Below are 22,992 nucleotides of genomic sequence, written 5' to 3'. Positions count from 1 at the left end.
AGCCAATTTGGTTGCAAAAGTGGCCTTCGGCCTGCGCCCAAAGGTCGCGACGCCGTTGCGCAAGCGCGCCGGCGTCGGGAGAAAGGGGGATCAGCCGGTGGCCTTCATCCAATGTTCCATCGTCGTCACCGAGCGGGCGAGCTGCGGCGCCGGATGAATTTTTTCGCTGAACGTGGCGGCCGCACGCCATCCCCAGCGCGGATCGGCGAGGAAGGCTCGCGCCAGCGCCACTATGTCGGCGCGACCCTCGGCGATAACAGCCTCGGCCTGTTTCGGGTCGTCGATCAGGCCGACCGCCCGGGTCGGGATGCCCGCGCCTTTGCGCACGGCTTCGGCCAGATGCACCTGATAGCCGGGGCCGGTGGGTAATTTCTGCAATGGCGAATTGCCGCCGCTCGAGCAGCAGAGATAGGCGACGCCTTCGGCCTTCAGCGCTTTCGCCACCTCGACCGCGTCCGCGACGTCAAAGCCGCCATCGACCCAGTCCTTCACCGACAGCCGTGCGCCGAGCATCAGTTTCGGCGCGGCTTTCTTCACCGCCCTGGCGATCTCGACGACGAGACGCATCCGGTTTTCCAGCGAGCCACCCCAGCGATCCGTGCGCTGGTTGGACAGTGGCGACAGGAACTGGAAGATGAGGTAGCCATGCGCCGCATGCAGTTCGATGAAGTCGAAGCCGGCACGGTCGGCCCGCCTTGCGGCGTCCGCGAACCGCTCGACGAGCTGCAGGATTTCCTCATCGTCCAGGGCGCGCGGCACGTTCCAGCCGGCGTCGTAGGCGAGGGCCGAGGCCGAGACGGTCTGCCAGGGATCCTCGTTTGGCTGCAACGGGCCGCCGCCTTCCCAAGGCTTGCGGTTCGAGGCCTTGCGGCCGGCATGCGCCAGCTGCGTGCCGAACTTAGTGCCGGGTGCGGCCACGCGCTTGGCCGCATCCAGCGCGCGCCGCGCGGCGGCTTCATTGTCTTCGGAATAGAGGCCGAGACAGCCATGGCTGATGCGCCCGCGCCGCTCGACGTCGGTCATCTCCACCGTGACCATGCCGGCACCGGACATGGCAAGGTTCATCCAGTGGTAAAGATGCCAGTCGCTGGCCGAGCCGTCCTCGGCGGAATACTGGCACATCGGCGCCACGGCGATGCGGTTGGGGAAGGTGAGCCCATCGAGGGTGATCGGATGGAAAAGCGATGTCGTCATGGAAAAACTCCGGGAAGGGGAATGCGCTATCTAGGCGACGGCACCCGTCCATACCACACACGAGACGGTGAAGCGCGCGCTGGACCAATCGCCGGATTGCGCCTGTTCCGCTTCGCGGCTACGCCTGCGTCCGCCAGCCAGCATCGAGGTGTCATATGGAAGACCGCGTTCGTATCCGCTCGGAAGAGGTTCTCTCCGACGACTGGGCGGTCCTGAAAAAGACCGTGCTCGACTATCGCCGGCGTGACGGTCAATGGGAGACGCAGGTCCGCCAGACCTATGATCGCGGCGACGGCGCGGTGATCCTGCCCTATGACCCCCAGCGTTCGACTGTGCTTCTGGTGCGCCAGTTCCGTTATCCCGCCTATGTCACCGGCCACCGCGAGCCGCTGATCGAGGCCTGCGCCGGCTTGCTGGACGAAAACGATCCGGAAACCGCCATCCGCAAGGAAGCCGAGGAAGAACTGGGTTACCGGTTGAAGGACATCGAGCGGCTGTTTTCGCCTTATATGAGCCCGGGCAGCGTCACCGAGCGGCTCTGGTTCTTCGTCGCGCGCTACTCGCCCGCCGACCGCATCTCGGCCGGCGGCGGCTCTCCGGAGGAGGGCGAGGACATCGAGGTCCTGGAAATGCCGCTCGACGAAGCGCTGGCCGGCATCGCCGATGGCCGCATTGTCGATGCCAAGACCATCATCCTGATCCAGCACCTGAAGCTGAATCCGGTGACGGCTTGATCAGAGACCGAGCGATCTCAATTCAGCCCGCGTGACCCAACAGTCGGGTGGTGGCCGCGTCACGATGATGTTCGGAATTAACGCGATCGACGCCTTCGACGGTTATGGCGAACGTGCCGTTTTCCGTCCTGGCTATCCAGCCCTTTGCTTTCAGATACCAGAGGTGAAACTCGAGGTGCTCTTGCGGACAGCCTGACATTCGTTCGAGTTCTTCATCGCCTATCCCGGGATGATTGACGTCCTGCCGGCGTTTTACATACAGCAGTGACAGCACTTTGGCTTGAATGACGGAATCTCGATCGAAGCCCTTTGTGTTGCTCGCCTCATCGGTCAGCTCGGCCCGGTGGTTCAAATGCGCCTTGTACTGAATGTCGTATTGCGCACGCTTGACCGGATCCTTGAGCGTGTTGTGAGCCTCAAGAATATCGCTGAAGCGTGACTCGTTCCCAGTGACTTGGTTGTCGGGGTGGTAGCGCATGGCAAAATGCCGAAAAATGCGTTCTATCGTTTCCGAATTGGCATTCGGACTGATTTCCAGCATTTCGTAGAAGTCGATGAACATACCTGGCTTCCCCATGCCATTTTCGCCGTCTGTGTCTCAGCGTCAGGTGACAATTTTGGCGACGACCATAGAGTATATATTTCACGATTTACTAATGTGCCGAGCGTACAAAGGGTCAGATACACGAATTAAGCGAAAACGTCAGACCTTTGCGTCCTGAGCTGCAGACCTTGGTCTGGTAGCATTTCGCTCGTCGGAGGCGGCTTGCCATGACCGATAAACCTTCTGAACCTCCAGTAGAGCGTCGAACGCACTTACGCGAGGTGGTTTTGAAGGAGGCGTTCATAATCACGCAGGATGGCGAAATAGGCTGCGCCGTCAGAAACCAGCATGAGCATGGCGCCGAGTTGCGTGTCGCTGTGGGGGTTGAAGTGCCAAATACCTTCCGGCTGCGCGTGCCGTTGGACGGTGCGACTTATCGAGCGGAAGTGCGCTGGAGAAAGGGCGAGCGACTGGGCATCCAGATCCACGGCAATTTCTCGCTGAAGGTCACCTAAAGGCGGTAAGTCGGTTGACACGAGGGCACCCAGCACTGCGTTGCCGGTGGCTTTCGTCGTCTCGCATCCCGCCGCCATCTCATCAATCCTGACGTTGTCGCCGATCGCTTGCTATATATTAGAGCGAGCGCATATTATGCCTTGGGGACCAGGGCGGGGAATTGAGAATGTGCTACACCTGTGATGGCAAAGCGGTCGACCGGAGGGATTTCCTCAAAGTCGGCGCGGGGCTCGTTGCGTTCGGCGTTGGTGGGGCCACGTGGTCGGCGCGCGCGGCCCAAGGTGCGGTGCCCCCGCTGAGCCTCGACGACGCGCTCGCCGCACTGAAATCCGGCAACGAACGCTACGTCAGTCACCCGGAACTCTGCTCGACAGACCTTGCCGCGCAGCGGAATGCTGTCGCCGCACACCAGGCGCCCTGGGCCACGATCATCAGTTGCGCCGATAGTCGCGTTCCGCCTGAACTGATCTTCGGCGGTCACGGCGTTGGAGAACTGTTCGTCGCCCGGAATGCTGGCAACCTCGTCGACACCGCCACGCTCGGTACGGTCGAATACGGGGCAGCGGTGCTCGGCTCACCCTTGATCGTCGTTCTCGCGCACACAAACTGCGGCGCCGTCAAGGCGGCGTGCGACGTGGTGACCAAGAACGCGACCTATCCTGGCGCGATCGGCCCGATGATCGAACCGATCCTGCCCGCGGCGATAGCAGTGCGGAGCGAAGCGGGTGATTTCGTCGACAACACCGCCAAGGAAAGCGCGCGGAGGACCGCGAGGCGCCTGGCCGCCTCGAGCAAGGTGCTAGCCGGCCTCATCAAGGCGGGGAAGCTGAAGATAGTCGCGGCAATCTATGATTTGCAAACGGGTGCGGTGACTTACATCGAATGACACACCCGTCATCGAGATCGAAGGCTCTGGGGCCTCGATGCGTCGGCGTCTGGCTTGGCTCGCCTTCCGGGGCGGTGACGGCCGCCTATCTCGGCTACAAGGGCCGCGGCAGCCGTTCGGCAGGGCGCAAGGACGCGCCGGAATCGCAATGGCGGTCATCAACTGACGCCTTGCCATTGCCAATCGGAATGAGCGGCATGCGCGAAGCTTTCATCGCAATGGTAATCTTCCTATGCCTGACGGTGGCCGCGCTCGCCAGCACGGCGATATGGCCAAAATTGCCGGCCAAACATCGTGACGACGACACGAACACCGTGGTTCGGCACGCCGCGAACCTGTTCGGGGTCATGACCTCGCTGATGCTCGGCCTGATGATCAACTCGGCCAGGAACACCTTCGAATCGATCGACCGCAACGTGCACGCCTATGCGACCGAATTGATCCTTCTCGACAGGACCTTGCGCCAATATGGCCCGCAAACCGACACGGTACGCCAGCCGCTGGTCGTCTATGTGCGGCGTGTGGCGGGTGATTCTTCGCCCACCAGCGAGACGCTGGTCGCCGCCAACCGGCTCTCTGAGCAGTTGCTGGCGGAAATCGGCACCCGGCTGAGTGCGCTGGCGCCGACCGACGATGCGCATGGCTTCATTGTGCAGGACGCCCGCCAGCATTTGCAGAAAGTGCTGGAGTTGCGCTGGGTGCTGATCGAGCAGTCGGAGGGCACGATCCCGGTGCCTCTGATCACGCTCCTGGTTACCTGGCTGGTGCTGATCTTCGCCAGCTTCGGCTTCAGGGCGCCACGCAATACGATCACCGTTTCGACCTACGCGGCATCGGCGGCTTTGGTTGCCGGGGCGATCTACCTGATCTTCGACATGGACGTGGCTTTTTCCGGCCCGATCCAGATTTCAATGGCACCGATGGAGAGGGCACTGTCCGAGTTACAGCAGTGATCCGCAGCAGTGACACGCCGGCTAAATGATGCTGCGGCGGTTCAACAGAGAAAAATCCAAACAAATCTGAAGACTTTTTCTGGTGCGGACGACGGGAATCGAACCCGTACGATCAGAGATCGAGGGATTTTAAGTCCCTTGCGTCTACCAATTCCGCCACGTCCGCAGGCACGTCCTTTTCAGATGCCAGACACAGCCCGTCAAGTCGTGTTCTGCGGTGGCCGAACGCGCACCCAGAGGAGGTGGCATAACGATACTGGCGCGATCGCGGAATTATGCGCGCCGCGCGCATCGGTAAATATCTGCGTGGCGGATCTGATCCGCCTGGGCCGGCGCCTCTCAGGCCAACCCATCCCCCCGCCCACTTGGGGGCGCCGGCCGCCCCCTTTCCAGCGAGTAGCCGCGGCCGTTGTAAGCCAGGGCCGAAAACGTCACCTGTGGACTACGTTCAGAATTTGTAGCTGAGATTGATGCCGACCGTGTTCAGTTTCACGCTCTGATCGCGGTCGTTGAAGGGGGCTGGTGCCTCGTGGTTCTCTGAGCCGAAGTCGTAGTAGCGATATTGCGCGCCGACGACGAACTTGTCGGTCAGCGCGTAGTCGACGCCTGCGCCCACGGTCCAGCCGACATTTGTGCCCGTGTTGTCGAACCCTGGCCCCGAGGTCTGCGACGTCTCGATGCCGGCAAAGGCAATGCCGCCGATGCCATAGACCAGCAGGCGGTCCATTGCGAAGCCGGCCTTGGCGTTGACCGACCCGAACCACTTGATGTCGGCGCCGAATGTATCTCCCAGGCCCGATTGCGCCATGCCGTCGACCGAGGAATAGTTGAGGTCCGCCTCGGCGCCCAGCACTGCCTGATCAAACTGCCAGAGGCCGGCGACATGGCCGCCGACGAACCCACCGCCGACGTCCGGCGTGATGGAAAACGGCGCGCCTTCCGTCGTGGTGATCTCGGAGCGGCCCCAGCCATATCCTGCCTGCAGGCCCGCATAGTAGCCGGTCCAGTCGAAGCCAGGCGCGGTCATCGGCACATCGACTGTCGCGTCGGCAGCAAATGCCGGCAAGGACAGGGCAAGAAGACCGGCACTTGCGACCATCAGGCGATGCATCGAACTCCCCGAGAAGAGTCATAGACCCCAGGTCGGAGCCTAACCTGATTTTCGGCAAAACGGAATCGGATTTCTGCAAACGCGGTTAGCGTCCTCGCGGGTCTCGAGGAGTTGGCGGGTAGCGTGCTGCCGCGATTGCGGTGGCGCGCGCCTCGTGCGAAACACCGCCATCGTGAGAGGATCCTTTATGCGCATCTTGTTCCGCTTGGTCGCGGCCGTCGCGGCGGTGGTGCTGGTCGGTCAGGCCGCCGTGGCCGAACCGCTGACGCTCATCATTGCCAAGGCCGTGGCCGTTCCCGATTCTGTTTCGGGGCAGGCCATGCTCAGCCTGAAGCTCACTCCCGACAGCGGCAAAGCCTTTGCCAGGTTTACGGGGGCAAATGTCGGCAAGATTGTCGATCTCAGCATCGACGGCGCCGTGGTGATGTCGCCGCGCGTCGTGGAGCCGATACGCGGCGGCGAAATCATGGTCAGCGGCACGTTCAAGGGCGGCGAGGTCGAGCGTATCGCCGAGCGGATTTCAGCCGGCGACGCCAAGGTCGAAGTTGACGTGAAACCGGAGTAATCCGGCAATCTCCAGGCAAATCCATTCTTCCTCGCTGGCCAAAACGCCGTCGGCTTGGCACAGTCGGACAAACAGGAGTCTTTGATGATCAGGAAGCCGCCCGTCCGCGCGACAAAACCCAAACCGTGGACCGAAATGGCGACCGATCTGGTCGATGTCGCGATGGGCCGCAAACCCGCCGATCTGGTCATCCGCAACGGGCGCTGGGTGAACGTCCATTCGGGCGAGATCATCGCCGGCACCGACATCGCCATATCGGGCGGCCGCTTCGCCTATTGCGGGCCGAATGCCAGCCACACGATCGGGCAGGGCACCAAGGTGGCCGACGCCGGCGGCCGCTACCTCGTGCCCGGCCTTTGTGATGCCCACATGCATGTCGAGAGCAGCATGGTCACAGTCACCGAATTCTGCCGCGCCGTCATCCCGCACGGCACCACCTCGATGTTCATCGATCCGCATGAGATCGCCAATGTGCTGGGCCTGCCAGGCGTGCGGCTGATGCATGACGAGGCGGTGGCGATGCCCATCAACGTGCATGTGCAGATGCCGTCCTGCGTGCCGTCGGCACCGGGGCTGGAGCATGCCGGCGCCGAGCTGACGGTCGCCGATGTCGCGGAAGCAATGACCTGGGAAAACATCATCGGGCTCGGCGAAGTGATGAATTTCCCCGGCGTCGCCGCCAACGATCCCGTCATGTCGGGCGAGATCGCCGCCACGGTTCAGGCTGGCAAGACGGTTGGCGGCCACTATGCCTCGCGTGACCTTGGCTTGCCGTTCCATGGCTACGTCGCCGGCGGCCCAGAGGACGACCACGAAGGCACGCGGGCCGAGGATGCCATCGCGCGCGTGCGCCAGGGCATGAAGGCGATGCTGCGGCTGGGCTCGGCATGGTACGACGTTGCCTCTCAGATCAAGGCGGTGACGGAGAGCGGCATTGATCCGCGCAATTTCATCCTCTGCACCGACGACAGCCACTCCGGCACTCTTGTCCAGGACGGCCACATGGACCGGGTGGTGCGCCACGCCATCCAGCAGGGGCTGAAGCCGGTGACCGCGATCCAGATGGCAACGCTCAACACCGCTCAGCATTTCAAACTGGAACGCGAGATCGGTTCGATCGCGCCGGGGCGGTTGGCCGACCTGCTGGTCGTCTCCGATCTCGCCGCAATGAGCATCGACGAGGTCTATGCGCGCGGCGTCAGGCTGGCCAAGGGCGGCAAGCTGGACATCGATATCCCGGCCTATGATTATCCGAAGACGGCGAAGAACACCGTCAAGTTGGGCAAGAAACTGAAGGCCGGCGATTTCGATATCGCGGCACCCAAGGGCGCCAACGAGGTGCGGGTGCGGGTGATCGGCGTCATCGAGAACCAGGCACCGACGCGGGCCCTGGAGGCCGATCTGCCGGTCGAGGACGGGCTGGTCGCGATGGACCGCCGCAACGACGTCTGTCAGATCGCGTTGGTCGAACGGCACAGGGGCACGGGTGGCGTCACCAATGCCTTCGTCTCCGGTTTCGGTTACATGGCCGACTGCGCCATGGCCTCCAGCGTCGCCCATGACGCCCATCACATCATCTGCGTTGGCACCAACAAGCAGGACATGGCGCTGGCCGTGAACCGACTGGGCGAAGTCGGCGGCGGGGTCGTGCTGTTCTCCAGGGGCAAGGAACTGGCGCTGGTCGAAATGCCGATCGCCGGACTGATGTCGGACGAGCGGGCCGAGATCGTCGCCGCCAAGGCCGAGAAACTGACCGAGGCGATGCGCAAGATGGGTTGTTCCCTGAACAATGCCTACATGCAGCACTCGCTGCTGGCGCTGGTGGTCATTCCCGAGCTCAGGATTTCCGACGTCGGCCTGATCGACGTGACGACGTTCCAGAAGGTCGATCTGTTCGTCTGAGACCAGCCGTCCGCTCGTGGCTGCTCACCCGCCGGTGGCGATGGTCAGCACCTTGAACGGCGTCGTGATGATGACTTCTGCGGCGGAGCCGACGACCTTTCCCAGGCCCTGACCGATATTGGCGAGCTGTGCCGGGTTCTCGTCCGCGGCGAGCCCGGCCGGCGTGCGCAGCCGGTCGCCCAGCAATTGCACCAGGAACGGGTTGTCGGCGAATTTCGCGTGGTTGAGGCCGCCGTCACCGCCTTTCGTTTTGGTCAGATCGACCACCGACACGCCATAGGAGGCGAGATCGGCGGCATCGCCATAGTCGCCGACGCGCGGTTTGTCGCCGGAGATGAACGAGGACAATTTGAGCGCCCGGTCGTCGCCCGAAAGCAGCACGGCGAACGGCTTGTTGGGTTTGCCATAACGGATCATCTGCTTCTTGAACACGTCGACATCGATGTCCGGTGAGGCAAGGATGACATAACCCAGTTTGCCGCCGAGATCGCGGTCGCCGGTGATGGCAAGTTGGCGCAGCGCCTCCATCGTCAGCCAGGTTCCCATCGAATGGGCGATGATGTCGATGCTCTTGACGCGCGTCTTGGCGAGCATCCTGAGCGTTGCCTCGAGATCGTCACGGGCGGCGGTGGAACTGTCCTTGTCGTAGATGTAGCCCGTCGTCTTGGCGCTCGATGCCCATGAGAACAGCACCGGAGTGCCCGGATATTTGGTGTCGTGGGCGATCTGCGTCAGCCGGTAGATGCCGTCGTCGAAACCATTGTTGAAGCCATGCACGAAAACCAGCGCCCGGTCGCCGCGCATGGCGATGTCGGAGCCGACCGCCTTGGCGAATTGCGGCGCGCCTTCGTAGAGGGTGACGTCGGTGGCCGCAAAATCCTTGGCCGGATTGCTGTTGGCGGAACCCTTGGCGCGCTCGATGTTGCCGACCTGATGGCTCTTCGGAACCGTGACGTCGACCCGCGCGAAACTGGTGGTCAGGGAACGGTCGCCGTCGAAGACCTGTCGCGGGTCCTTCACCGCTTTCTGGCGGGTGGTGGCGACAAATATCTCATGGGTGGCCGCAATATCGGATGCCGGTACGGTGACCGTCGTCTTGTTGAGCAGATCATGCGTATTTCCGGCGCAGCCAGCGACCAGCAGCGCGAACGCGACGACACCGAAACTCTTCAAGCCCAAGGCCACGCGTCGGCTCCCGCATAGGGGGACGTCAAACGCATGACGTCGCTCGATACTCCGATAAGGCCAGAGGCGGGCGCGGTCCAGTTCAAAGTGAGCCGATCGTTCGGCGATGCTGAACAGGCACGGCGAAATCCGCTGCGCCGCATCTACTGCCCAAGCAGGCTGATGCGGTCGGTCACGTCCCGGTCGCTGGCGAAACCATCGTCCTCGCGCAGCCGCTGGCCGATCATCTTCACCAGTGCCGGATTGTCGGCGAATTTCGTGTGGTTGAAGCTGTCGCTGCCCTTGACCTTGGAGAGATCGACGACCGTCACGCCATAGGAGGCAAGGTCCGCGGCATCCTTGTAGTCGCCGACGCGTGGGCGCGAGCCGGCGATCAGGCCGGACAATCTCAGCGCGCGATCGTCATCAGACAACAGCAGGATGAACGGCTTGTCGGGCTTGCCATAGCGGCGCATCTGGCTCTTGAACACATCGACGTCGATGTCGGGAGAGGCGAGCACCACGTCGCCGAGCTTGCCGCCGAGGTCGCGGTCACCGGTGATGGCGAGCTGGCGCAGTGTCTCCATCGTCACCCAGGTTCCCATCGAATGGGCGACGATGTCGATGCGCCGCGCGCCGCTCTGCGCCAGCATGCGCAATGTCACTTCGAGCTGGTCGCGGGCGGCACTGGCACTTTCCTTGTCATAGACATAGTCGGTGGTCTTGGCTCCCGAGGCCCACGAGAACAGCACCGGCGTTCCCGGATAACCGGAATCGTGGACGATCTGGGTCAAGCGATAGACGGCGTCGTCGAAGCCGGTGTTGTAGCCGTGGACGAAGACCATGACGCGGCCGCCGCGTGCCGCTATGTCGGCGCTGAGCGCGCTGGCGAATTTCGGCTGCGTGTCGTAGCCGACGACTTCGGAAGCCATGAAATACTTGGCCGGATCGTTCGATTTGCCGCGTGAGCGCCGCTCGATCTGCCCGGTCTGGTGGAGACCGGGAACGGTGACGTTGACGCGGGCGTAGTTCAGCGTCGCCGAGCGTTCGCCGTCGAAAACCTTGTTTGGATCGTCGGAGGCCTTACGGGTCGTGGCAATGAAGATCGAGTGGTTGCCTGCGATTTCCGTTACCGGCGCGGACATGACCGCGCTGCCGAGCAGTTCCTCGGTTTTGCGGCCGCCGCAGCCCGCCACCAGCAGCGCAAGCGCAAGAATGCAAATCGTCTTCAAATGCACGTCAAAAATCCACTCGAGCCCAAAAAGGGCCAATCCACCCTCCGCGATATCTCCCCAGCAGGCGAAGTGCGGCGGAAGTAAGTCGTGTCCAGCCAAAATGCGGTCGGCGCCTCGCGACCGCGGGCGCAGTGTTGCGCGAAAGCCAAAGCGGGTGGTAAGGCCGCAACGTCGCACAAGTCAGGCACCTGCAACTGGCCGGATGTCTAACTTCCGCGTCCACCAATGCGCGGCTCAGCGCGACGAAGAGGCATGAACAAACGTCCCCAAGTGCTTGCTAGCATTTCGGGAAGGCGCCGTTGCGGGCTCGGGCTCCACGGGGCAATGGTCTTGCCGGGCTGGATGTGTAATAGGGTTGTCCTCTAACTCGCCCGCGGGCGATCCCGGGATGATCTTGCCATGACCAGCTTTTCCTCGCGCGTCGCCACCGCCGCCTCCGCGATCCGCCAGATCTTCCCGGAAACGCCGCTGCAGGAAAATGACTATCTGTCGAAAAAGACCGGCGCGCGGGTGCTGCTGAAGCGCGAGGATTTGAGCCCCGTGCGCTCCTACAAGATCCGTGGCGCCTTCAACTTCTTCCGCAAGGCGCTTGGCGAAGGCAACCAGGCCGAGCTGTTTGTCTGTGCGTCCGCCGGCAACCACGCGCAGGGCTTCGCCTTCGTCTGCCGCCATTTCGGCAAGAAGGGCGTGGTGTTCATGCCGGTGACGACGCCGCAGCAGAAGATCGACAAGACCAGGCTGTTTGGCGGCGATTTCGTCGAGATCAGGCTGGTCGGCGATTTCTTCGACGACTGCTACCGCGCCGCCTTCGAATTCACCGAAAGATCCGGTGCCCACATGGTGCCGCCCTTCGATCACAAGGATATCATCGAGGGTCAGGCGACGGTCGCCTACGAGATCGCGGACCAGATGCCGGGCGGGCGCATGCCCGACATCGTCATGCTGCCGGTGGGTGGCGGCGGGCTCGCCGCCGGGGTGACGCACTATTTCGCCGATCAGGGCCGCGAGGCGCGTTTCGTCTTCTGCGAGCCGGCCGGCGCGCCGAGCCTGCGCGAGAGCCTCGCCGCGGGAAAACGGCTGAAGCTCGCCAAGGTCGACAACTTCGTCGACGGCGCGGCGGTCGCCGAGATCGGCCGCGAACCTTTGCGCTATCTCAAGGAGTTTGCCGCCGACAGCGTGCGGCTCATCCCGGAAAACCGGCTCTGCGCGACCATGATCGAGATGCTCAACATCGAAGGCGTGGTCCTGGAGCCCGCCGGCGCGCTGGCGATCGACGCGCTGAAGGATTTTTCCAGGAAGGAGATCAGGGGCAAGACCATCGTCGCCGTGGTGTCTGGGGGCAATTTCGATTTCGAGCGGCTGCCGGACGTCAAGGAAAGGGCGCTGCGCTTCGAGGGCCTGAAGAAATACTTCATCATCCGTTTTCCGCAGCGGCCGGGCGCGCTGCGCGACTTCCTCGACATGTTGGGTCCCGACGACGACATCGCCCGCTTCGAATATCTGAAGAAGTCGGCGCGCAATTTCGGCTCGGTGCTGATCGGCATCGAAACCAAGGATCGGCGCAATTTCGATCTCCTTGAGGCAAATTTCGAGGCCGAGGGCGTCCAGTATCAGGACATCACCGAAAACGAGACATTGGCCGGGTTCATCATATGAGCGGAAAGATCTTCATCGCCCTGTTTTCCGGCATCAACGTCGGCGGCAACCGCATCGTCAAGATGGCGGAGTTGCGGGCCTTCTTCGAGGATCTCGGCTTTTCCGATGTCGCCACCTATGTGCAGAGCGGCAATGTCGTGTTCCGGGCCGACAAGGGTGATGCGGCCGCGCTGACCAAACGGATCGAGGCGGCCTTCGAGACAAAATGGGGTTTCCATTCGCGCATCATGGTGCGCGATTTCGAATGGTTCGAAAGGCTGGTGCGCGAAAATCCGTATCCGGAAGCGGCCGCCGACCACACAAAGCTCCACGCCTATGCGCTGGAGCGTGAGCCGACCGCCGATGAGGTGGCGCGGTTGGCGGAAAAGTGCACTGGTCCTGAGCGTTTCGAGGTCAAGGGCGACGTGCTCTACCTCAGCGCGCCGGACGGGCTCGGCAAATCGGTGTTCGCCAACCTCATTCCGCGCACGTTGAAAGTGCCGGGCACGGCACGCAATTGGCGTTCGGTGCTGGCGCTGCTGGAGATGGCGGGCAAGTCCGGCAGCGATTGATCCATGCGTCTCGCCGGAAATGCGCGGCGGCGACACGCATGAACGAACTATGCCGCCTCGGCGCGTTTCCAGTCGAAGGCCAGTTCTTCGCGGAACGCAAAGCGCTTGATGTGGTCGGCAACGACGCTTTCGAGGCGCTCGATCGAAGCGGGCTCGTCGGTCGATACCGTGATGTGCAGCGCTGCCCCGTCGGCGTCCATGACCGTACGGCCGAGTGAAAGGTCGATGATGCCGTGGTTGGGGTCGAACTCGACGGGAAACTTGTGCGCCCAATGCTTGCACAGCTGTTGCAGATAGCGGCTTGCATGGGCCGTGGCGACATTGGCATGGCTTGTCGGCATGAAGGTTCTCCGAAGCTCAATCTCATACGAGGCGCCGCTCTTCCGGGCAGGCGCCATGGCTGCATAGATAGGCACAACCTCGCCAAACACCATCGAGTGGCCGCCGACCACTCGAAAAGGTGATCGATTACCAGCTTCCGGTATTCGCCATCGATGCCCACGGCTCGGCCTTGGCCTTCGCTGGGCCTTTTTGCAGAAGCTCGATGGAGATGCCGTCAGGCGACTTGATGAAAGCCATGTTGCCGTCGCGCGGCGGCCGGTTGATGGTGACGCCATTGTCCATCAGATGCTGGCAAGTGGCGTAGATATCGTCGACCTCATAGGCGAGGTGACCGAAATTGCGCCCGCCCTTGTAGTCTTCCGGATCCCAATTGTAGGTGAGTTCGACCAGCGGCGCCTTCTCGTTGATGCCGCTCTGCTCGTCTTCCGAAGCGGCCAGGAAGATCAGCGTGAAGCGGCCCTGCTCGTTTTCATAGCGGCGAACTTCCTTCAGGCCGAGCTTGTTGCAGTAGAAATCGAGTGAGGCATCGACATCGGCGACGCGGACCATGGTGTGCAGATAGCGCATGTGTTTTCCTCGATCTGTTGGGTTGCGGCGCAACATAGGGTCGGCCCGGTCAAAGGGCAATCGTGAGGCGGCAAGCGGTGCCGGCAAAGAACAAATCCGGTATTCCCGCAATGAACCGTGAAAAAAGGCACGTCAGGTCTTGCACACACCGGAAGCCGCGGTGTTAATCTGGTGTCAAGAATCAGTTGCGGTGTTCTTGAATAAAGGGGGCATTCTTATGGGGGAAAAGGCCTCTTTGACGGGGCGGGCCAATACCCTTGGCGACGCTTTATCTCACGATGAAGGCGGCGATGCCGACCTGGCCGAGATTGCCGGCGCCATCAAATGGTTCGATGTGGCCAAGGGCTATGGCTTTATCCTTCCCGATGACGGTGTTTCGGGCGATATCCTCCTCCATGTGACTTGCCTTCGACGGGACGGCTTCCAGACTGCCCTGGAAGGCGCGCGCGTGGTCTGCCTTGTCAAGCAGGGTGAGCGCGGGCTGCAGGCGTTCCGTGTGCTTTCCATGGATGTCACCACCGCCGTCCATCCCGCGGAAATGCAGGAACAGCGCACCCACGTCTCGGTGACTCCGGAGAGCGGGCTCGAACGCGCTTTGGTCAAATGGTTCAACCGCACCAAGGGGTTTGGTTTTCTGACGCGCGGCGAGGGCACCGAGGACATTTTCGTCCATATGGAGACCTTGCGCCGCTACGGCATCACCGAGCTTCGGCCAGGGCAGGTCGTGCTTGTCCGTTTCGGCCGCGGTGACAAAGGCCTTATGGCCGCCGAAATTCACCCCGATATGGGCACCTTGCCGGTCTCGCACTAGGGCGATCCGGCCGAGGATTTCATATGACACACAGGAACGGGCTGACGGCGGGCGTGATGTGCGCTGTGGCTGCCGTCATGGTCGCCGCCGCCGCATTCTTCTATTTCCAGGTACCCAGCGCGGCCGATGGCCGGGCCATGGTCCTTCCCGTCGATCCCGCGCCGCTGGTTGTGGCGACGAAAAGCGGAGATCGCTCGTTTTCCATTGAAGTCGCCGACACCGACGCGGAGCGGGAGGCCGGGCTGATGTATCGCCAGGACATGGCGGACGACCATGGCATGCTGTTCGTTTTTCCGATCCAGCAACAGGTCGGCTTCTGGATGAAGAACACGCCGATGCCGCTTGACCTGATCTTTATTGGTCAGGACGGCAAGATCCGGGCTGTCAAACAGGGCGTACCGCAGTCCGAGGCCGTCATTTCACCTGGCGTACCCGTGCGTTTCGTACTTGAACTCAAGGCCGGCACGGCCGCCAGGAACGGCATCGAATATGGCAATCTGTTGAGCCATCCGGCCATCGGCACGGTCTTTGGTCCGAGCTCGCCGCCGGCGGACAACGGCGATGCGCCAAATGGCGGCGGCTGAGTGCCGATGGTGGTGTAGCCGATGCAGTTTTTCTCTCATGACGGGTTCGATCTAGCCTTCCTCGACCGCCAGCCGGCATCGGGCGAGGGCGATCCGGTGCTCATGATCCACGGCTTTGCGTCGAGCCACTATGTCAACTGGGTGTCGCCCGGCTGGTTCAAGACGCTCAACGATGCCGGCTACCGCGCCATCGCCGTCGACAATCGCGGCCACGGCTCGTCATCCAAGAGCTATGAGGAGGCCGACTATACACCGGCGAAAATGGCTTCGGACGCGGCAGCCCTGCTCGGTCATCTCGGCATCGAGCGCGCCCATGTCATGGGTTATTCGATGGGCGCGCGCATCGCGGCCTTCCTGGCACTGTCCGACCCGGACAAAGTGGCGACGCTGGTTTTTGGTGGCCTCGGCATCGGCATGATCGATGGAGTAGGCGATTGGGATCCGATCGCGGCCGCCCTTCTGGCCGAGGATCCGGCCGCGACCACCCATCCGCGCGGTCGCTCTTTTCGCGCCTTCGCCGACCAGACCCGCAGCGACCGCCGGGCGCTTGCCGCCTGCATCGTGACCTCACGGGAACTGCTTGATGAGCAGGATATTGCCCGCATCGCCCAGCCGACGCTGATCGCGGTCGGTACCACCGACGACATTGGCGGATCGCCGGACGAGCTTGCGGCGCTGATGCCGAACGCCAGGGCCTTCCACATCGAGGGCAGGGACCATATGCTGGCCGTCGGGGACAAGACCTTCAAGCAGCGCGTGCTGGAGTTTTACGCCGAAAATCCGCTCTGAGGCTCCGGAGTTTGGGGACGAGCATCTCGGGTCGCGAAATGATCTAAATCAGGTCAAGGCCTGCAGCGACCGCGCTATGTTCCGCCTTGCCTGCGGCTCGAAGCGCTGCCGGAACTCCTGCGTGTGAAAAATATGCGGGCGGGCAAGGAAGCTTTTCAGCACCGCGCCGCGGCCGGCACGCCACATCGGCTCTTCCACCCAGCCATATTCGTGGCGAACCGCGCGTTCATAGGCGTCGAATGCATCCGGCGCGGCACCCAGGATCGAAAGATCCATGTCGAGGAACAAGCTGGCGTCGCGCGTCGCCGCAACGTCGTCGAACAGCGGCAACTGGTGCGTGGCGGTGGCGAGTATCATTGCGCTGACGCGGCTCAGGCGCCCGGCATCGATGCGGCCGGCGAGCTTTTGCTCGGCAAGGGCGGCACTTTGCGCTTCGTTGTCCTTGGCCCTGCTGTCATACACGGCGTCATGGAACCAGATCGCCGCTTCGACGGCCTCGGGGTCGTCCAGAAGCGTTCGATAGTCATCGGCCAGCTCCAGCATCGCTTCGATATGGGTGAGGTTGTGATAGTGGCGATCGCCGGCCTTGTAGAGGACCGAAAGCTCGGTTTTCAGGGCATCGTCGATCAAGGGTTCGTTTTCCATGGCGGCTTGAATTCCCGCGAACCAAATCCATTTGACACAGCACTAAGGAAAATTGAGTTCAATCATGCTATGAACTGGCTTATATGTGCGGCCAGATGGCAGGCAGACTAGCAGGACGCAGGACGAGACGTCGATGAACAGCATCAGCATTTCCCGCCAAAGCGCGTTGCAGCCGGTCGATCCGATCTGGCGTTCGATCCGCGACGAAGCGATGGAAGCGGTCAACCGCGACCCCTTGCTGGCCGCGTTCCTCTATTCCACGATCCTTAACCAGGAGAGTCTGGAAGAGGCTGTCATCCATAGGATCGCGGAGCGGCTTGCTCATCAGGATATCGGCTCCGATCTCATCCGCCAAACCTTCAAGTCGATGCTCGCCGACGACAAGGACTGGCCGACCACGGTGCGCGTCGACATACAGGCTTACTATGACCGCGACCCGGCTTGCGACCGGTTCATCATGCCGGTGCTCTATTTCAAGGGCTTTCATGCCATCCAGACCCACCGGCTGGCGCATTGGCTGTGGAACCACGGCCGCAAGGATTTCGCGCTTTACCTGCAGAGCCGTTCGTCCGCGGTCTTCCAGACCGACATCAATCCGGCCGCGCGCATCGGCAAGGGCATCTTCATCGATCACGCCACCGGCCTCGTCGTCGGCGAGACGGCGGTTATCGAGGACGACGTTTCGATCCTGCATGGCGTGACGCTGGGCGGCACCGGCAAGGCCGGCGGCGACCGCCATCCCAAGATCCGCCACGGCGTGCTGATTGGCGCCGGCGCCAAGATTCTCGGTAACATCGAGATCGGCCATTGCTCAAAGATTGCCGCCGGATCGGTGGTGCTGTCGCCTGTGCCGCACAACAAGACGGTAGCCGGCGTGCCGGCCCGCGTGGTTGGCGAGACCGGCTGCGACCAGCCTTCGCGCCAGATGGACCAGCTTCTGCCGTCGCAGAAGATGGACCACGTCATCAGTTTCGATATCTGATTTGCCGGCAGTTGCCCCGGATGATTGCCCGGCAGCGCTGCCGCTTCCGGTGCAATAAGGCCGGCTTGCCTTTACATCGCCATTGTCGACGTGCCAGAAGCGCCGTTCAAACGAGCAAGCCGATGATCGGAGAAGACTGTTGAAGCCGGACGAAATCAGAAAGCTGGACGCCTATTTCAAGCGCGTCTTCCAGAACCCCAAGCTTGAGGTCAAGGCACGGCCGCGCAAGGAAGATTCGGCCGAGGTCTATGTCGGTGACGAATTCCTCGGCATCGTCTTCAAGGACGAGGACGACGGCGACTACAATTTCTCGATGGCAATCCTGGACATCGACCTAGCCTGAGCCCGCAATGCCACGGCAGGCCGCATCGAGCGCGGCCGGCCTCTTCTGCCTGTCAATGTCCGGTCTTTAGGATTCGCCCCGCCTTGGCCGTGATTGCCGCGTCTAGCGTCTGCCAATCGTCAAGGAATTCCCTTGGGAAGCGATAGGTAAGGCTGAGATCGTCCCCGACATGGATGTCCCGCTCGCAAGGGGCCAGCGATTCGCCGGCGCTCGGCCCGCTGAGGCAGCGGGCCACGAAAGGGTCGTTGCCCGCGCGCTTGCCGACGACCAGCACCTCGTTCAGGTAGCCTGATTTCTCATTGAACCCGTAGACCGTCGTGCCGCCGGGGCCTGGAATGCCGGGCTGGACGATGAGCGCGCTGTAGATCGGTCCGAACCGGCCGCTCATGTCGCGCGACATCATCTGCTGCTCGAAGGACAGGAAAATGACGTTCCTGTTGGCTCCGGCGTGATTGAAATCATCGCGCGACGCCTCGCTGTAGCCGTCCATCTGGGGATAGCGCATATAAAGGTCGAGGCGCGTGGCGACGCCGTCGCGCCGGGCCTGCTCGAACCGGATGAAATTGGCCGGCACGGTGATGACGTTGTTGCCGATCACCACTTCGCGCACGGTCGCGTCGTCGGTGTAGCCGGCCATGGCAATGGAACGGCCGAACCATTTGCCGCCAAGGCTGATGGCTATCGACAGCAAGGCCAGAGCCGCGAACGCGTAGAATACCCGCTTCATCAGCATGGAATCGACCACGGTCAGTTTCGGGCCGTCGGCGATCGCTGCCTGCTTCATCTCGGTCCTCGTTCCACCGCCAAACGGCCATCCGGGTGTCCGCGGTCCAAGTGTCCCTTGACGGCACACTCGCACGGCACGGCCCTTGCAGACTTCCTGAAACGACTGTGCGATTGCATGGTAAATGGAGGGTTAATGTGGCCCAGATGGAACTCTTGCTGTTCGCTTTTGTCGTCGGCTTGACGGTTTGCGGTCTGGCGGGCTCGACAATGGAGCTGGTATCGGGTCGCAAGGTCGCCTTCACCGAACCCTATGTGTCGCCCGCCCATGTGCTGCGCTCGCTGGCTGTGACCGCGGGCGCCGGGCCGTTCATGCTGGTCAACGATGCGCTTGACGCCAGGCGCGCGAACCGCATCTCGACAGTGGCGCTCCTGTCATGCGGCTGCACCGCTATTGCCTGGTCGTTGGCGCTGGGCATCGTCGTACTGGCCATTGCTTCCTGGGCCGTCGGTCTCCTAGGGTTTCCAGCCTGAGGCGATTCGGAGACCGACAATGCCGCTTTATGCGATCGATGGAACGGAGCCGAGCTTCGCCGACGCGGACTCGAACTGGATCGCGCCCGATGCTACGCTGATCGGCGACATCAGGATCGGCCGCAATGCCGGCTTCTGGTTCGGCGCCGTCATCAGGGGTGACAACGAGCCCATCGTCATCGGCGCCGACACCAATGTGCAGGAACATACCGTCATGCACACCGATCCCGGCTTTCCGCTGACCGTCGGCGAGGGCTGTACGATCGGCCATCGCGCCATGCTGCATGGCTGCACGATTGGTGACAACAGCCTGATCGGCATGGGCGCCATCGTGCTCAACGGCGCCAGGATCGGCAAGAATTCACTCGTCGGCGCCGGCGCTCTGGTCACCGAAGGCAAGGAATTTCCGGACAATTCGCTGATCGTCGGCTCGCCCGCCAAGGCGATCCGGGTGCTGGACGACGCGGCGGTCGAGCGGCTGCGGGCCTCGGCCGCGCACTACGTCGCCAACGCCAGGCGCTTCAAGCTAGGGTTGAAGAAGGTCTGAGGTCTCGGCCGGCATGCCGTCGGCCACCGGCGCCTATTAATCCCGGCTGCCGGTTGCGCGCTCCGCAAGGGCTGCCCGCAGCAGCGATGCGCCCACCTCGAACCCTGCAATCTCTGCTTCTTCCAGCGCTGTCGTGCAGTGGTCGATGCGAGTCCTCAAAGAGGGATCCGCGCCGGCGGCAAGAAGCAGGCGGATCGCCTCGGCGTCTCGCATGGCCACGGCGTAATGGAGCGGCGTCCAGTCGTTGACACCTCGCATGTCTGCACTGGCGCCGTGATCGATGAGGATGCGGATGATGTCGAGCTTGTCCGCGCGTTCGGTGGACAGCGCCGCGATGATCGATGGAAATCCGGCATGATCGTCGTAGTTCGGGCTCGATCCGGCGTCTAGCAGCGCCGCGACGAAGGCAAGCGGGCTCCAGTAGATCGCGTATTCGAGCGGATGGCCAAGGCCGAGCTCAAACGGCATGCGCTCGTCAAACCAGAGGGGCGAACGGCCCAGGGCGGTGCCGAGGGCCTCGAAGTCGCCAGCCTTGAAGGCATCGTCTATCGCCTTGAACAGACGATGGCGTTCGCATCGATCTTCCGGAATTTCCTGCATGGCTGCGGTCCAGAAGGCGGAGTTGCCGACTGATAATATCTCGATCTTCCGCCTGTGGAAATTTATATCACAATGTACTGATGTCTTCCCAGAAATGGCGGAGCCGGCCCGGGGACGGGGCCGGCTCCTTTGACCCGGTCGTTGGGGACGGGGAGGGTGGGGACTCGACCGGGTTTCTCGTTAAGCGCGTCGTGCAACGCGCCTGATCTCATTGGCGTCCTCAGCGGACGCTGGCGACCGCGTCGGAACGGCCGTCGTTGATCGTCACCCAAACGCCGGAATTCTCCGTCGATTGACGCTTGAGATAGGTGTAGTCGGTATCCGTCCAGGACAGCACCTTGGTCTCAAGATTGTCGAGGATGAACTCGCCGAGGCTGGTGCGCACGGTCAGCACCGCGTGGCCGTCGCCATTCGGCTGGCGCGCAACCGTCATCAAGAGGTCACCGGCCGGCACGCCCGCATCCATCAACTCGCGGCGCTTTTCCAGCGCGTAGTCCTCGCAATCGCCATAGCCATTGTCCGGGTAGGCCCAGTATTCCTCGGCACCGTAGTTTTCCATGTCGGTGCGCGGCTTGATGCGGGTGTTGACCGAATTGTTGATGCTGACGATCGTCGCCCAGAGCTTGCGGCTCAGGTCGACAGGCGCCCCCTTGGCGGTCTTCTCGTTGCATTCGCCGGGGATGCGTTGGCAGAATTCGTAGTGGCCAACAGGCTGCGTCGTGCGTCCGCCGGTATGCATATAGGCCGGTCCCGCGGCATATGCTGATCCCCAGGCGGAAAGCTGCATCGCCATTGCCATCAGCAACAGCTTGCCCCTCGTTTTTTTCATTGTTCAGTCTCCCCGTTCGAAGGAGACAGTGCCACATCTGGATTTATTCGACGCAAAGGCTCGAAGTAGATTTTAAGTAAAACGCCTATAGAATAAACATAAAATTTGAATCATTTTAGTATTGAATTGGTCGGATTGCTGCCCTGGTTTTTCGGCAAATTCGGCCTCGCGCGGACCATTTCCGACTATGGCGACCTGCCATCCAGGACCTATCGATCGCCGCACCCGAAATCGAAAAAGCCGGCCGCGAGGCCGGCTTGACGGGCATACTTTGCGACCCGATCAGGCGCGCGGCGTGTTGAATTCGGAATCGAGCGTTTCGGGGCGCTGGATGACGGCAAATTCGATGGCGACGCCATCTTCGAAATGCCGGACGATCTGACCCCGCATCGTGCCGAGCATGACCTGGACGCCGATCGCCGGTTTCACGTCGATCTCGATCGCGGCGCCCGACAGCGACAGATCGATGATCCGGCACTGATACTGGCGGCCGTCGGTGAGCTGCAGCACGCTCGTCGGGTTGCGGGGCGAGACGCGCTCGTGGCGGCGGTCTTCCGGCAGGTCGAGTTCGTGCTTGTTGGCAAGCCATGTCAACTGCGCGGCGAGTTTGTCCTTCTTGCGGTCGGACGCGATCACCGTCATTGCGAAGCCATCCGGCAGCGTGCGTGTCAGCACACCCTCGATGCGGCCGATATGGTCGATATAGGCGATGACTTTCTCGCCGGGCATGCCGATGCGGTCGGTGCGAAGCGCCACGTTGCCGGGCGACATGTCCACCACCTGGCATGGGTGCTCGGTGCGGTCCTCCAGCATGAAACGTCCGTAGATTTTGACCCGGACGCGCTGAAAGTTACGCCTTTCAGCTTGGGACGGCGCGTAGTCGATCGCCGCTGACCTCATGACTGCCTACACCCCGTTTGGCATTCCCGCGCGTGGATGCGAGGAACTTCAGCAGAGAACTACAACAAATCGGGTTAACAAAGGGGAAAAACGAGCCTGCAAGACCATGCGATCGTCAACTATTCGTCCCGCCCGCCATCGAAAACGACGAGATGGCGGATGCGGCGGGCACGGCCGAGCGCGGAGATCGTTTCGGGCGCCTCGATCTCGTCGGGAACGAGCGAGGGAACGTTGATCGCCGGACGGCTGTTCAGCAGTTCCTTCTCCGGGTCGATGACGCGGATGGAATCGATCAAGGCGTCGGTGATCGGATCCGCGCCCAGCCAGAACGGCTTCTCCACGGCGCTGATCACGCCGAGGCAGCGTGGATTTTCGATGCCGCCGTCGAGCGGCAAGGCGAGCAATTCGAACTTGTTGGAGCGGCCGTTGCGGCTGAAGCCCTCGAAAATGATCAGCACGACCGATTTCTGCTCGAAAACCCCGTGAATGAGCCGCGAAACCAGCCTCTGATCCTTCTCCCGCCACAGCGACGGGAAGGAGAATCCCTTGAGTTCGCGGCCGTAGGAGGCGCAGAGCCTGGTGCCGGCCAGGCGAAATACAGGCTGCCCACGCGTGTCCTTTTCGAGGATGAACGTGTCGGCCAGCAGCGACTTGATATCGGCCGGCTCGACTTCCGATCGCTTCGGAGCGGGGCGTCCGTCACGCAGGCGGTTCCAATAGTGGAACAGCGTGATCGATCCGTTTTGGTTCATACTACAAAGCTCCGCGCATTCTGTCGTCTGATG

General features: G+C 62.2%; 28 protein-coding genes and 1 tRNA gene. 15 read left to right on the top strand and 14 right to left on the bottom strand.

Going from position 1 to position 22,992, the window contains the following annotated elements; all coding sequences use genetic code 11:
• Positions 1–90 precede the first annotated feature (90 nt).
• Positions 91–1,194, bottom strand: coding sequence for an NADH:flavin oxidoreductase/NADH oxidase (locus tag FJ943_RS07865; RefSeq protein WP_140720598.1), 1,104 nt, complete (start codon positions 1,192–1,194; stop codon positions 91–93).
• A gap of 155 nt (positions 1,195–1,349) precedes the next feature.
• Here FJ943_RS07865 and FJ943_RS07860 point away from each other — a divergent pair, with 155 nt between their 5' ends.
• The gene (locus tag FJ943_RS07860) at positions 1,350–1,928 is read left to right on the top strand and encodes an NUDIX domain-containing protein (protein ID WP_140720596.1); all 579 of its coding nucleotides are present in this window, start codon (positions 1,350–1,352) and stop codon (positions 1,926–1,928) included.
• Between the two features lie 22 nt (positions 1,929–1,950).
• Here the strand turns inward: FJ943_RS07860 and FJ943_RS07855 are convergent, their stop codons facing one another.
• Positions 1,951–2,490 carry a J domain-containing protein gene (locus FJ943_RS07855; RefSeq protein WP_015318076.1) on the bottom strand — a complete coding sequence of 180 codons (540 nt, stop codon included), beginning with the start codon at positions 2,488–2,490 and terminating at the stop codon, positions 1,951–1,953.
• 209 nt (positions 2,491–2,699) lie between these two features.
• On the opposite strand from FJ943_RS07855, the gene FJ943_RS07850 reads away from it, so the two are divergent.
• The 3 genes from FJ943_RS07850 to FJ943_RS07840 all read left to right on the top strand — a co-directional run bounded on the left by FJ943_RS07850 (position 2,700) and on the right by FJ943_RS07840 (position 4,827).
• A complete protein-coding gene (locus FJ943_RS07850; protein ID WP_140720594.1) occupies positions 2,700–2,987 on the top strand; it encodes a PilZ domain-containing protein in 288 nt (95 codons plus the stop codon).
• A gap of 167 nt (positions 2,988–3,154) precedes the next feature.
• On the top strand, positions 3,155–3,874 hold the full coding sequence (locus FJ943_RS07845; RefSeq protein ID WP_140720592.1) for a carbonic anhydrase: 720 nt from the start codon (positions 3,155–3,157) through the stop codon (positions 3,872–3,874).
• A 197-nt stretch (positions 3,875–4,071) separates the two neighbouring features.
• Positions 4,072–4,827 (top strand): DUF4239 domain-containing protein, encoded by a 756-nt coding sequence (locus FJ943_RS07840; RefSeq protein WP_140720591.1) that lies wholly within the window; start codon positions 4,072–4,074, stop codon positions 4,825–4,827.
• Between the two features lie 80 nt (positions 4,828–4,907).
• Here the strand turns inward: FJ943_RS07840 and FJ943_RS07835 are convergent.
• Positions 4,908–4,993: transfer RNA gene (locus FJ943_RS07835), tRNA-Leu, on the bottom strand.
• Positions 4,994–5,275: 282 nt separating this feature from the next.
• On the bottom strand, positions 5,276–5,938 hold the full coding sequence (locus FJ943_RS07830) for an outer membrane protein (protein ID WP_015318072.1): 663 nt from the start codon (positions 5,936–5,938) through the stop codon (positions 5,276–5,278).
• Positions 5,939–6,125: 187 nt separating this feature from the next.
• Here FJ943_RS07830 and FJ943_RS07825 point away from each other — a divergent pair, with 187 nt between their 5' ends.
• Together FJ943_RS07825 and ade are read left to right on the top strand one after the other, a co-directional pair.
• On the top strand, positions 6,126–6,503 hold the full coding sequence (locus tag FJ943_RS07825) for a hypothetical protein (protein ID WP_041163464.1): 378 nt from the start codon (positions 6,126–6,128) through the stop codon (positions 6,501–6,503).
• A gap of 84 nt (positions 6,504–6,587) precedes the next feature.
• Entirely contained in the window at positions 6,588–8,405 is a 1,818-nt protein-coding gene (ade, locus tag FJ943_RS07820; RefSeq protein WP_015318071.1) for an adenine deaminase, read from the top strand.
• 24 nt (positions 8,406–8,429) lie between these two features.
• On the opposite strand, the gene FJ943_RS07815 is transcribed toward ade, so the two are convergent.
• Complete coding sequence (locus tag FJ943_RS07815; RefSeq protein ID WP_140616944.1) at positions 8,430–9,590, bottom strand: alpha/beta hydrolase; 1,161 nt, start codon at positions 9,588–9,590, stop codon at positions 8,430–8,432.
• 143 nt (positions 9,591–9,733) lie between these two features.
• The gene (locus FJ943_RS07810; protein ID WP_083883249.1) at positions 9,734–10,807 is read right to left on the bottom strand and encodes an alpha/beta hydrolase; all 1,074 of its coding nucleotides are present in this window, start codon (positions 10,805–10,807) and stop codon (positions 9,734–9,736) included.
• A 396-nt stretch (positions 10,808–11,203) separates the two neighbouring features.
• Between FJ943_RS07810 and ilvA the strand changes: the two genes are divergently transcribed.
• Both ilvA and FJ943_RS07800 read left to right on the top strand, forming a co-directional pair.
• On the top strand, positions 11,204–12,460 hold the full coding sequence (ilvA, locus tag FJ943_RS07805; protein ID WP_140665554.1) for a threonine ammonia-lyase IlvA: 1,257 nt from the start codon (positions 11,204–11,206) through the stop codon (positions 12,458–12,460).
• Positions 12,457–13,011, top strand: a complete 555-nt coding sequence (locus tag FJ943_RS07800) for a DUF1697 domain-containing protein (RefSeq protein WP_023773109.1) — start codon at positions 12,457–12,459, stop codon at positions 13,009–13,011. The genes ilvA and FJ943_RS07800 overlap by 4 nt, the downstream gene beginning before the upstream one ends.
• A gap of 47 nt (positions 13,012–13,058) precedes the next feature.
• Here FJ943_RS07800 and FJ943_RS07795 read toward each other — a convergent pair whose 3' ends face one another.
• Both FJ943_RS07795 and gloA read right to left on the bottom strand, forming a co-directional pair.
• Entirely contained in the window at positions 13,059–13,352 is a 294-nt protein-coding gene (locus FJ943_RS07795) for a DUF2218 domain-containing protein (protein ID WP_041163846.1), read from the bottom strand.
• Between the two features lie 127 nt (positions 13,353–13,479).
• Positions 13,480–13,920 (bottom strand): lactoylglutathione lyase, encoded by a 441-nt coding sequence (gene gloA, locus FJ943_RS07790; protein ID WP_015318065.1) that lies wholly within the window; start codon positions 13,918–13,920, stop codon positions 13,480–13,482.
• 217 nt (positions 13,921–14,137) lie between these two features.
• On the opposite strand from gloA, the gene FJ943_RS07785 reads away from it, so the two are divergent.
• From FJ943_RS07785 to FJ943_RS07775, 3 genes are read left to right on the top strand one after another with little or no spacing between them, the layout of a single operon-like run.
• A complete protein-coding gene (locus tag FJ943_RS07785; RefSeq protein ID WP_015318064.1) occupies positions 14,138–14,731 on the top strand; it encodes a cold-shock protein in 594 nt (197 codons plus the stop codon).
• 23 nt (positions 14,732–14,754) lie between these two features.
• Positions 14,755–15,315, top strand: coding sequence for a DUF192 domain-containing protein (locus FJ943_RS07780; RefSeq protein ID WP_140720589.1), 561 nt, complete (start codon positions 14,755–14,757; stop codon positions 15,313–15,315).
• A gap of 21 nt (positions 15,316–15,336) precedes the next feature.
• Positions 15,337–16,104, top strand: coding sequence for an alpha/beta hydrolase (locus FJ943_RS07775; RefSeq protein ID WP_140720587.1), 768 nt, complete (start codon positions 15,337–15,339; stop codon positions 16,102–16,104).
• A 48-nt stretch (positions 16,105–16,152) separates the two neighbouring features.
• Here FJ943_RS07775 and FJ943_RS07770 read toward each other — a convergent pair whose 3' ends face one another.
• Positions 16,153–16,749, bottom strand: a complete 597-nt coding sequence (locus FJ943_RS07770) for a hypothetical protein (protein ID WP_140720586.1) — start codon at positions 16,747–16,749, stop codon at positions 16,153–16,155.
• Positions 16,750–16,882: 133 nt separating this feature from the next.
• Here FJ943_RS07770 and cysE point away from each other — a divergent pair, with 133 nt between their 5' ends.
• On the top strand, positions 16,883–17,731 hold the full coding sequence (cysE, locus tag FJ943_RS07765) for a serine O-acetyltransferase (RefSeq protein WP_015318060.1): 849 nt from the start codon (positions 16,883–16,885) through the stop codon (positions 17,729–17,731).
• Positions 17,732–17,870: 139 nt separating this feature from the next.
• Positions 17,871–18,074: a DUF3126 family protein gene (locus FJ943_RS07760; RefSeq protein WP_006200852.1), complete on the top strand. Its 204-nt coding sequence runs from the start codon at positions 17,871–17,873 to the stop codon at positions 18,072–18,074.
• 52 nt (positions 18,075–18,126) lie between these two features.
• Here the strand turns inward: FJ943_RS07760 and FJ943_RS07755 are convergent, their stop codons facing one another.
• Positions 18,127–18,858, bottom strand: a complete 732-nt coding sequence (locus FJ943_RS07755; protein ID WP_140720584.1) for a hypothetical protein — start codon at positions 18,856–18,858, stop codon at positions 18,127–18,129.
• Between the two features lie 137 nt (positions 18,859–18,995).
• Between FJ943_RS07755 and FJ943_RS07750 the strand changes: the two genes are divergently transcribed.
• Both FJ943_RS07750 and FJ943_RS07745 read left to right on the top strand, forming a co-directional pair.
• Positions 18,996–19,331 (top strand): hypothetical protein, encoded by a 336-nt coding sequence (locus FJ943_RS07750; protein ID WP_140616938.1) that lies wholly within the window; start codon positions 18,996–18,998, stop codon positions 19,329–19,331.
• Between the two features lie 19 nt (positions 19,332–19,350).
• A complete protein-coding gene (locus FJ943_RS07745; RefSeq protein WP_015318057.1) occupies positions 19,351–19,878 on the top strand; it encodes a gamma carbonic anhydrase family protein in 528 nt (175 codons plus the stop codon).
• A 36-nt stretch (positions 19,879–19,914) separates the two neighbouring features.
• Here the strand turns inward: FJ943_RS07745 and FJ943_RS07740 are convergent, their stop codons facing one another.
• From FJ943_RS07740 to FJ943_RS07725, 4 genes are all read right to left on the bottom strand, one after another.
• Positions 19,915–20,478, bottom strand: coding sequence for an ankyrin repeat domain-containing protein (locus tag FJ943_RS07740; protein WP_140720582.1), 564 nt, complete (start codon positions 20,476–20,478; stop codon positions 19,915–19,917).
• A gap of 220 nt (positions 20,479–20,698) precedes the next feature.
• Complete coding sequence (locus FJ943_RS07735; protein WP_140720580.1) at positions 20,699–21,307, bottom strand: transglutaminase-like cysteine peptidase; 609 nt, start codon at positions 21,305–21,307, stop codon at positions 20,699–20,701.
• Positions 21,308–21,589: 282 nt separating this feature from the next.
• A complete protein-coding gene (locus FJ943_RS07730) occupies positions 21,590–22,207 on the bottom strand; it encodes a PilZ domain-containing protein (protein ID WP_140720578.1) in 618 nt (205 codons plus the stop codon).
• Positions 22,208–22,326: 119 nt separating this feature from the next.
• The gene (locus tag FJ943_RS07725) at positions 22,327–22,959 is read right to left on the bottom strand and encodes a PAS domain-containing protein (protein WP_015318052.1); all 633 of its coding nucleotides are present in this window, start codon (positions 22,957–22,959) and stop codon (positions 22,327–22,329) included.
• Positions 22,960–22,992: the final 33 nt, after the last annotated feature.

The sequence above is a fragment of the Mesorhizobium sp. B2-3-10 genome, assembly GCF_006442275.1.
In the GTDB taxonomy this organism is placed as follows: Bacteria; Pseudomonadota; Alphaproteobacteria; order Rhizobiales; family Rhizobiaceae; genus Mesorhizobium; species Mesorhizobium australicum.
The sequence above is the reverse complement of the archived record's forward strand: the minus strand, read 5'-3'. Positions and strand labels throughout refer to the sequence as shown.

Coding starts and splice junctions, on each gene's coding strand:
- FJ943_RS07795 (WP_041163846.1), bottom strand. CDS start 13,352: ATGCCGACAAGCCATGCCAATGTCGCCACGGCCCATGCAAGCCGCTAT.
- FJ943_RS07755 (WP_140720584.1), bottom strand. CDS start 18,858: ATGAAGCAGGCAGCGATCGCCGACGGCCCGAAACTGACCGTGGTCGAT.
- gloA (WP_015318065.1), bottom strand. CDS start 13,920: ATGCGCTATCTGCACACCATGGTCCGCGTCGCCGATGTCGATGCCTCA.
- FJ943_RS07800 (WP_023773109.1), top strand. CDS start 12,457: ATGAGCGGAAAGATCTTCATCGCCCTGTTTTCCGGCATCAACGTCGGC.
- FJ943_RS07725 (WP_015318052.1), bottom strand. CDS start 22,959: ATGAACCAAAACGGATCGATCACGCTGTTCCACTATTGGAACCGCCTG.
- FJ943_RS07850 (WP_140720594.1), top strand. CDS start 2,700: ATGACCGATAAACCTTCTGAACCTCCAGTAGAGCGTCGAACGCACTTA.
- FJ943_RS07735 (WP_140720580.1), bottom strand. CDS start 21,307: ATGAAAAAAACGAGGGGCAAGCTGTTGCTGATGGCAATGGCGATGCAG.
- cysE (WP_015318060.1), top strand. CDS start 16,883: ATGAACAGCATCAGCATTTCCCGCCAAAGCGCGTTGCAGCCGGTCGAT.
- FJ943_RS07770 (WP_140720586.1), bottom strand. CDS start 16,749: ATGGAAAACGAACCCTTGATCGACGATGCCCTGAAAACCGAGCTTTCG.
- FJ943_RS07840 (WP_140720591.1), top strand. CDS start 4,072: ATGCGCGAAGCTTTCATCGCAATGGTAATCTTCCTATGCCTGACGGTG.
- ilvA (WP_140665554.1), top strand. CDS start 11,204: ATGACCAGCTTTTCCTCGCGCGTCGCCACCGCCGCCTCCGCGATCCGC.
- FJ943_RS07780 (WP_140720589.1), top strand. CDS start 14,755: ATGACACACAGGAACGGGCTGACGGCGGGCGTGATGTGCGCTGTGGCT.
- FJ943_RS07775 (WP_140720587.1), top strand. CDS start 15,337: ATGCAGTTTTTCTCTCATGACGGGTTCGATCTAGCCTTCCTCGACCGC.
- FJ943_RS07865 (WP_140720598.1), bottom strand. CDS start 1,194: ATGACGACATCGCTTTTCCATCCGATCACCCTCGATGGGCTCACCTTC.
- FJ943_RS07860 (WP_140720596.1), top strand. CDS start 1,350: ATGGAAGACCGCGTTCGTATCCGCTCGGAAGAGGTTCTCTCCGACGAC.
- FJ943_RS07830 (WP_015318072.1), bottom strand. CDS start 5,938: ATGCATCGCCTGATGGTCGCAAGTGCCGGTCTTCTTGCCCTGTCCTTG.
- FJ943_RS07740 (WP_140720582.1), bottom strand. CDS start 20,478: ATGCAGGAAATTCCGGAAGATCGATGCGAACGCCATCGTCTGTTCAAG.
- FJ943_RS07855 (WP_015318076.1), bottom strand. CDS start 2,490: ATGTTCATCGACTTCTACGAAATGCTGGAAATCAGTCCGAATGCCAAT.
- ade (WP_015318071.1), top strand. CDS start 6,588: ATGATCAGGAAGCCGCCCGTCCGCGCGACAAAACCCAAACCGTGGACC.
- FJ943_RS07745 (WP_015318057.1), top strand. CDS start 19,351: ATGCCGCTTTATGCGATCGATGGAACGGAGCCGAGCTTCGCCGACGCG.
- FJ943_RS07845 (WP_140720592.1), top strand. CDS start 3,155: ATGTGCTACACCTGTGATGGCAAAGCGGTCGACCGGAGGGATTTCCTC.
- FJ943_RS07730 (WP_140720578.1), bottom strand. CDS start 22,207: ATGAGGTCAGCGGCGATCGACTACGCGCCGTCCCAAGCTGAAAGGCGT.
- FJ943_RS07785 (WP_015318064.1), top strand. CDS start 14,138: ATGGGGGAAAAGGCCTCTTTGACGGGGCGGGCCAATACCCTTGGCGAC.
- FJ943_RS07825 (WP_041163464.1), top strand. CDS start 6,126: ATGCGCATCTTGTTCCGCTTGGTCGCGGCCGTCGCGGCGGTGGTGCTG.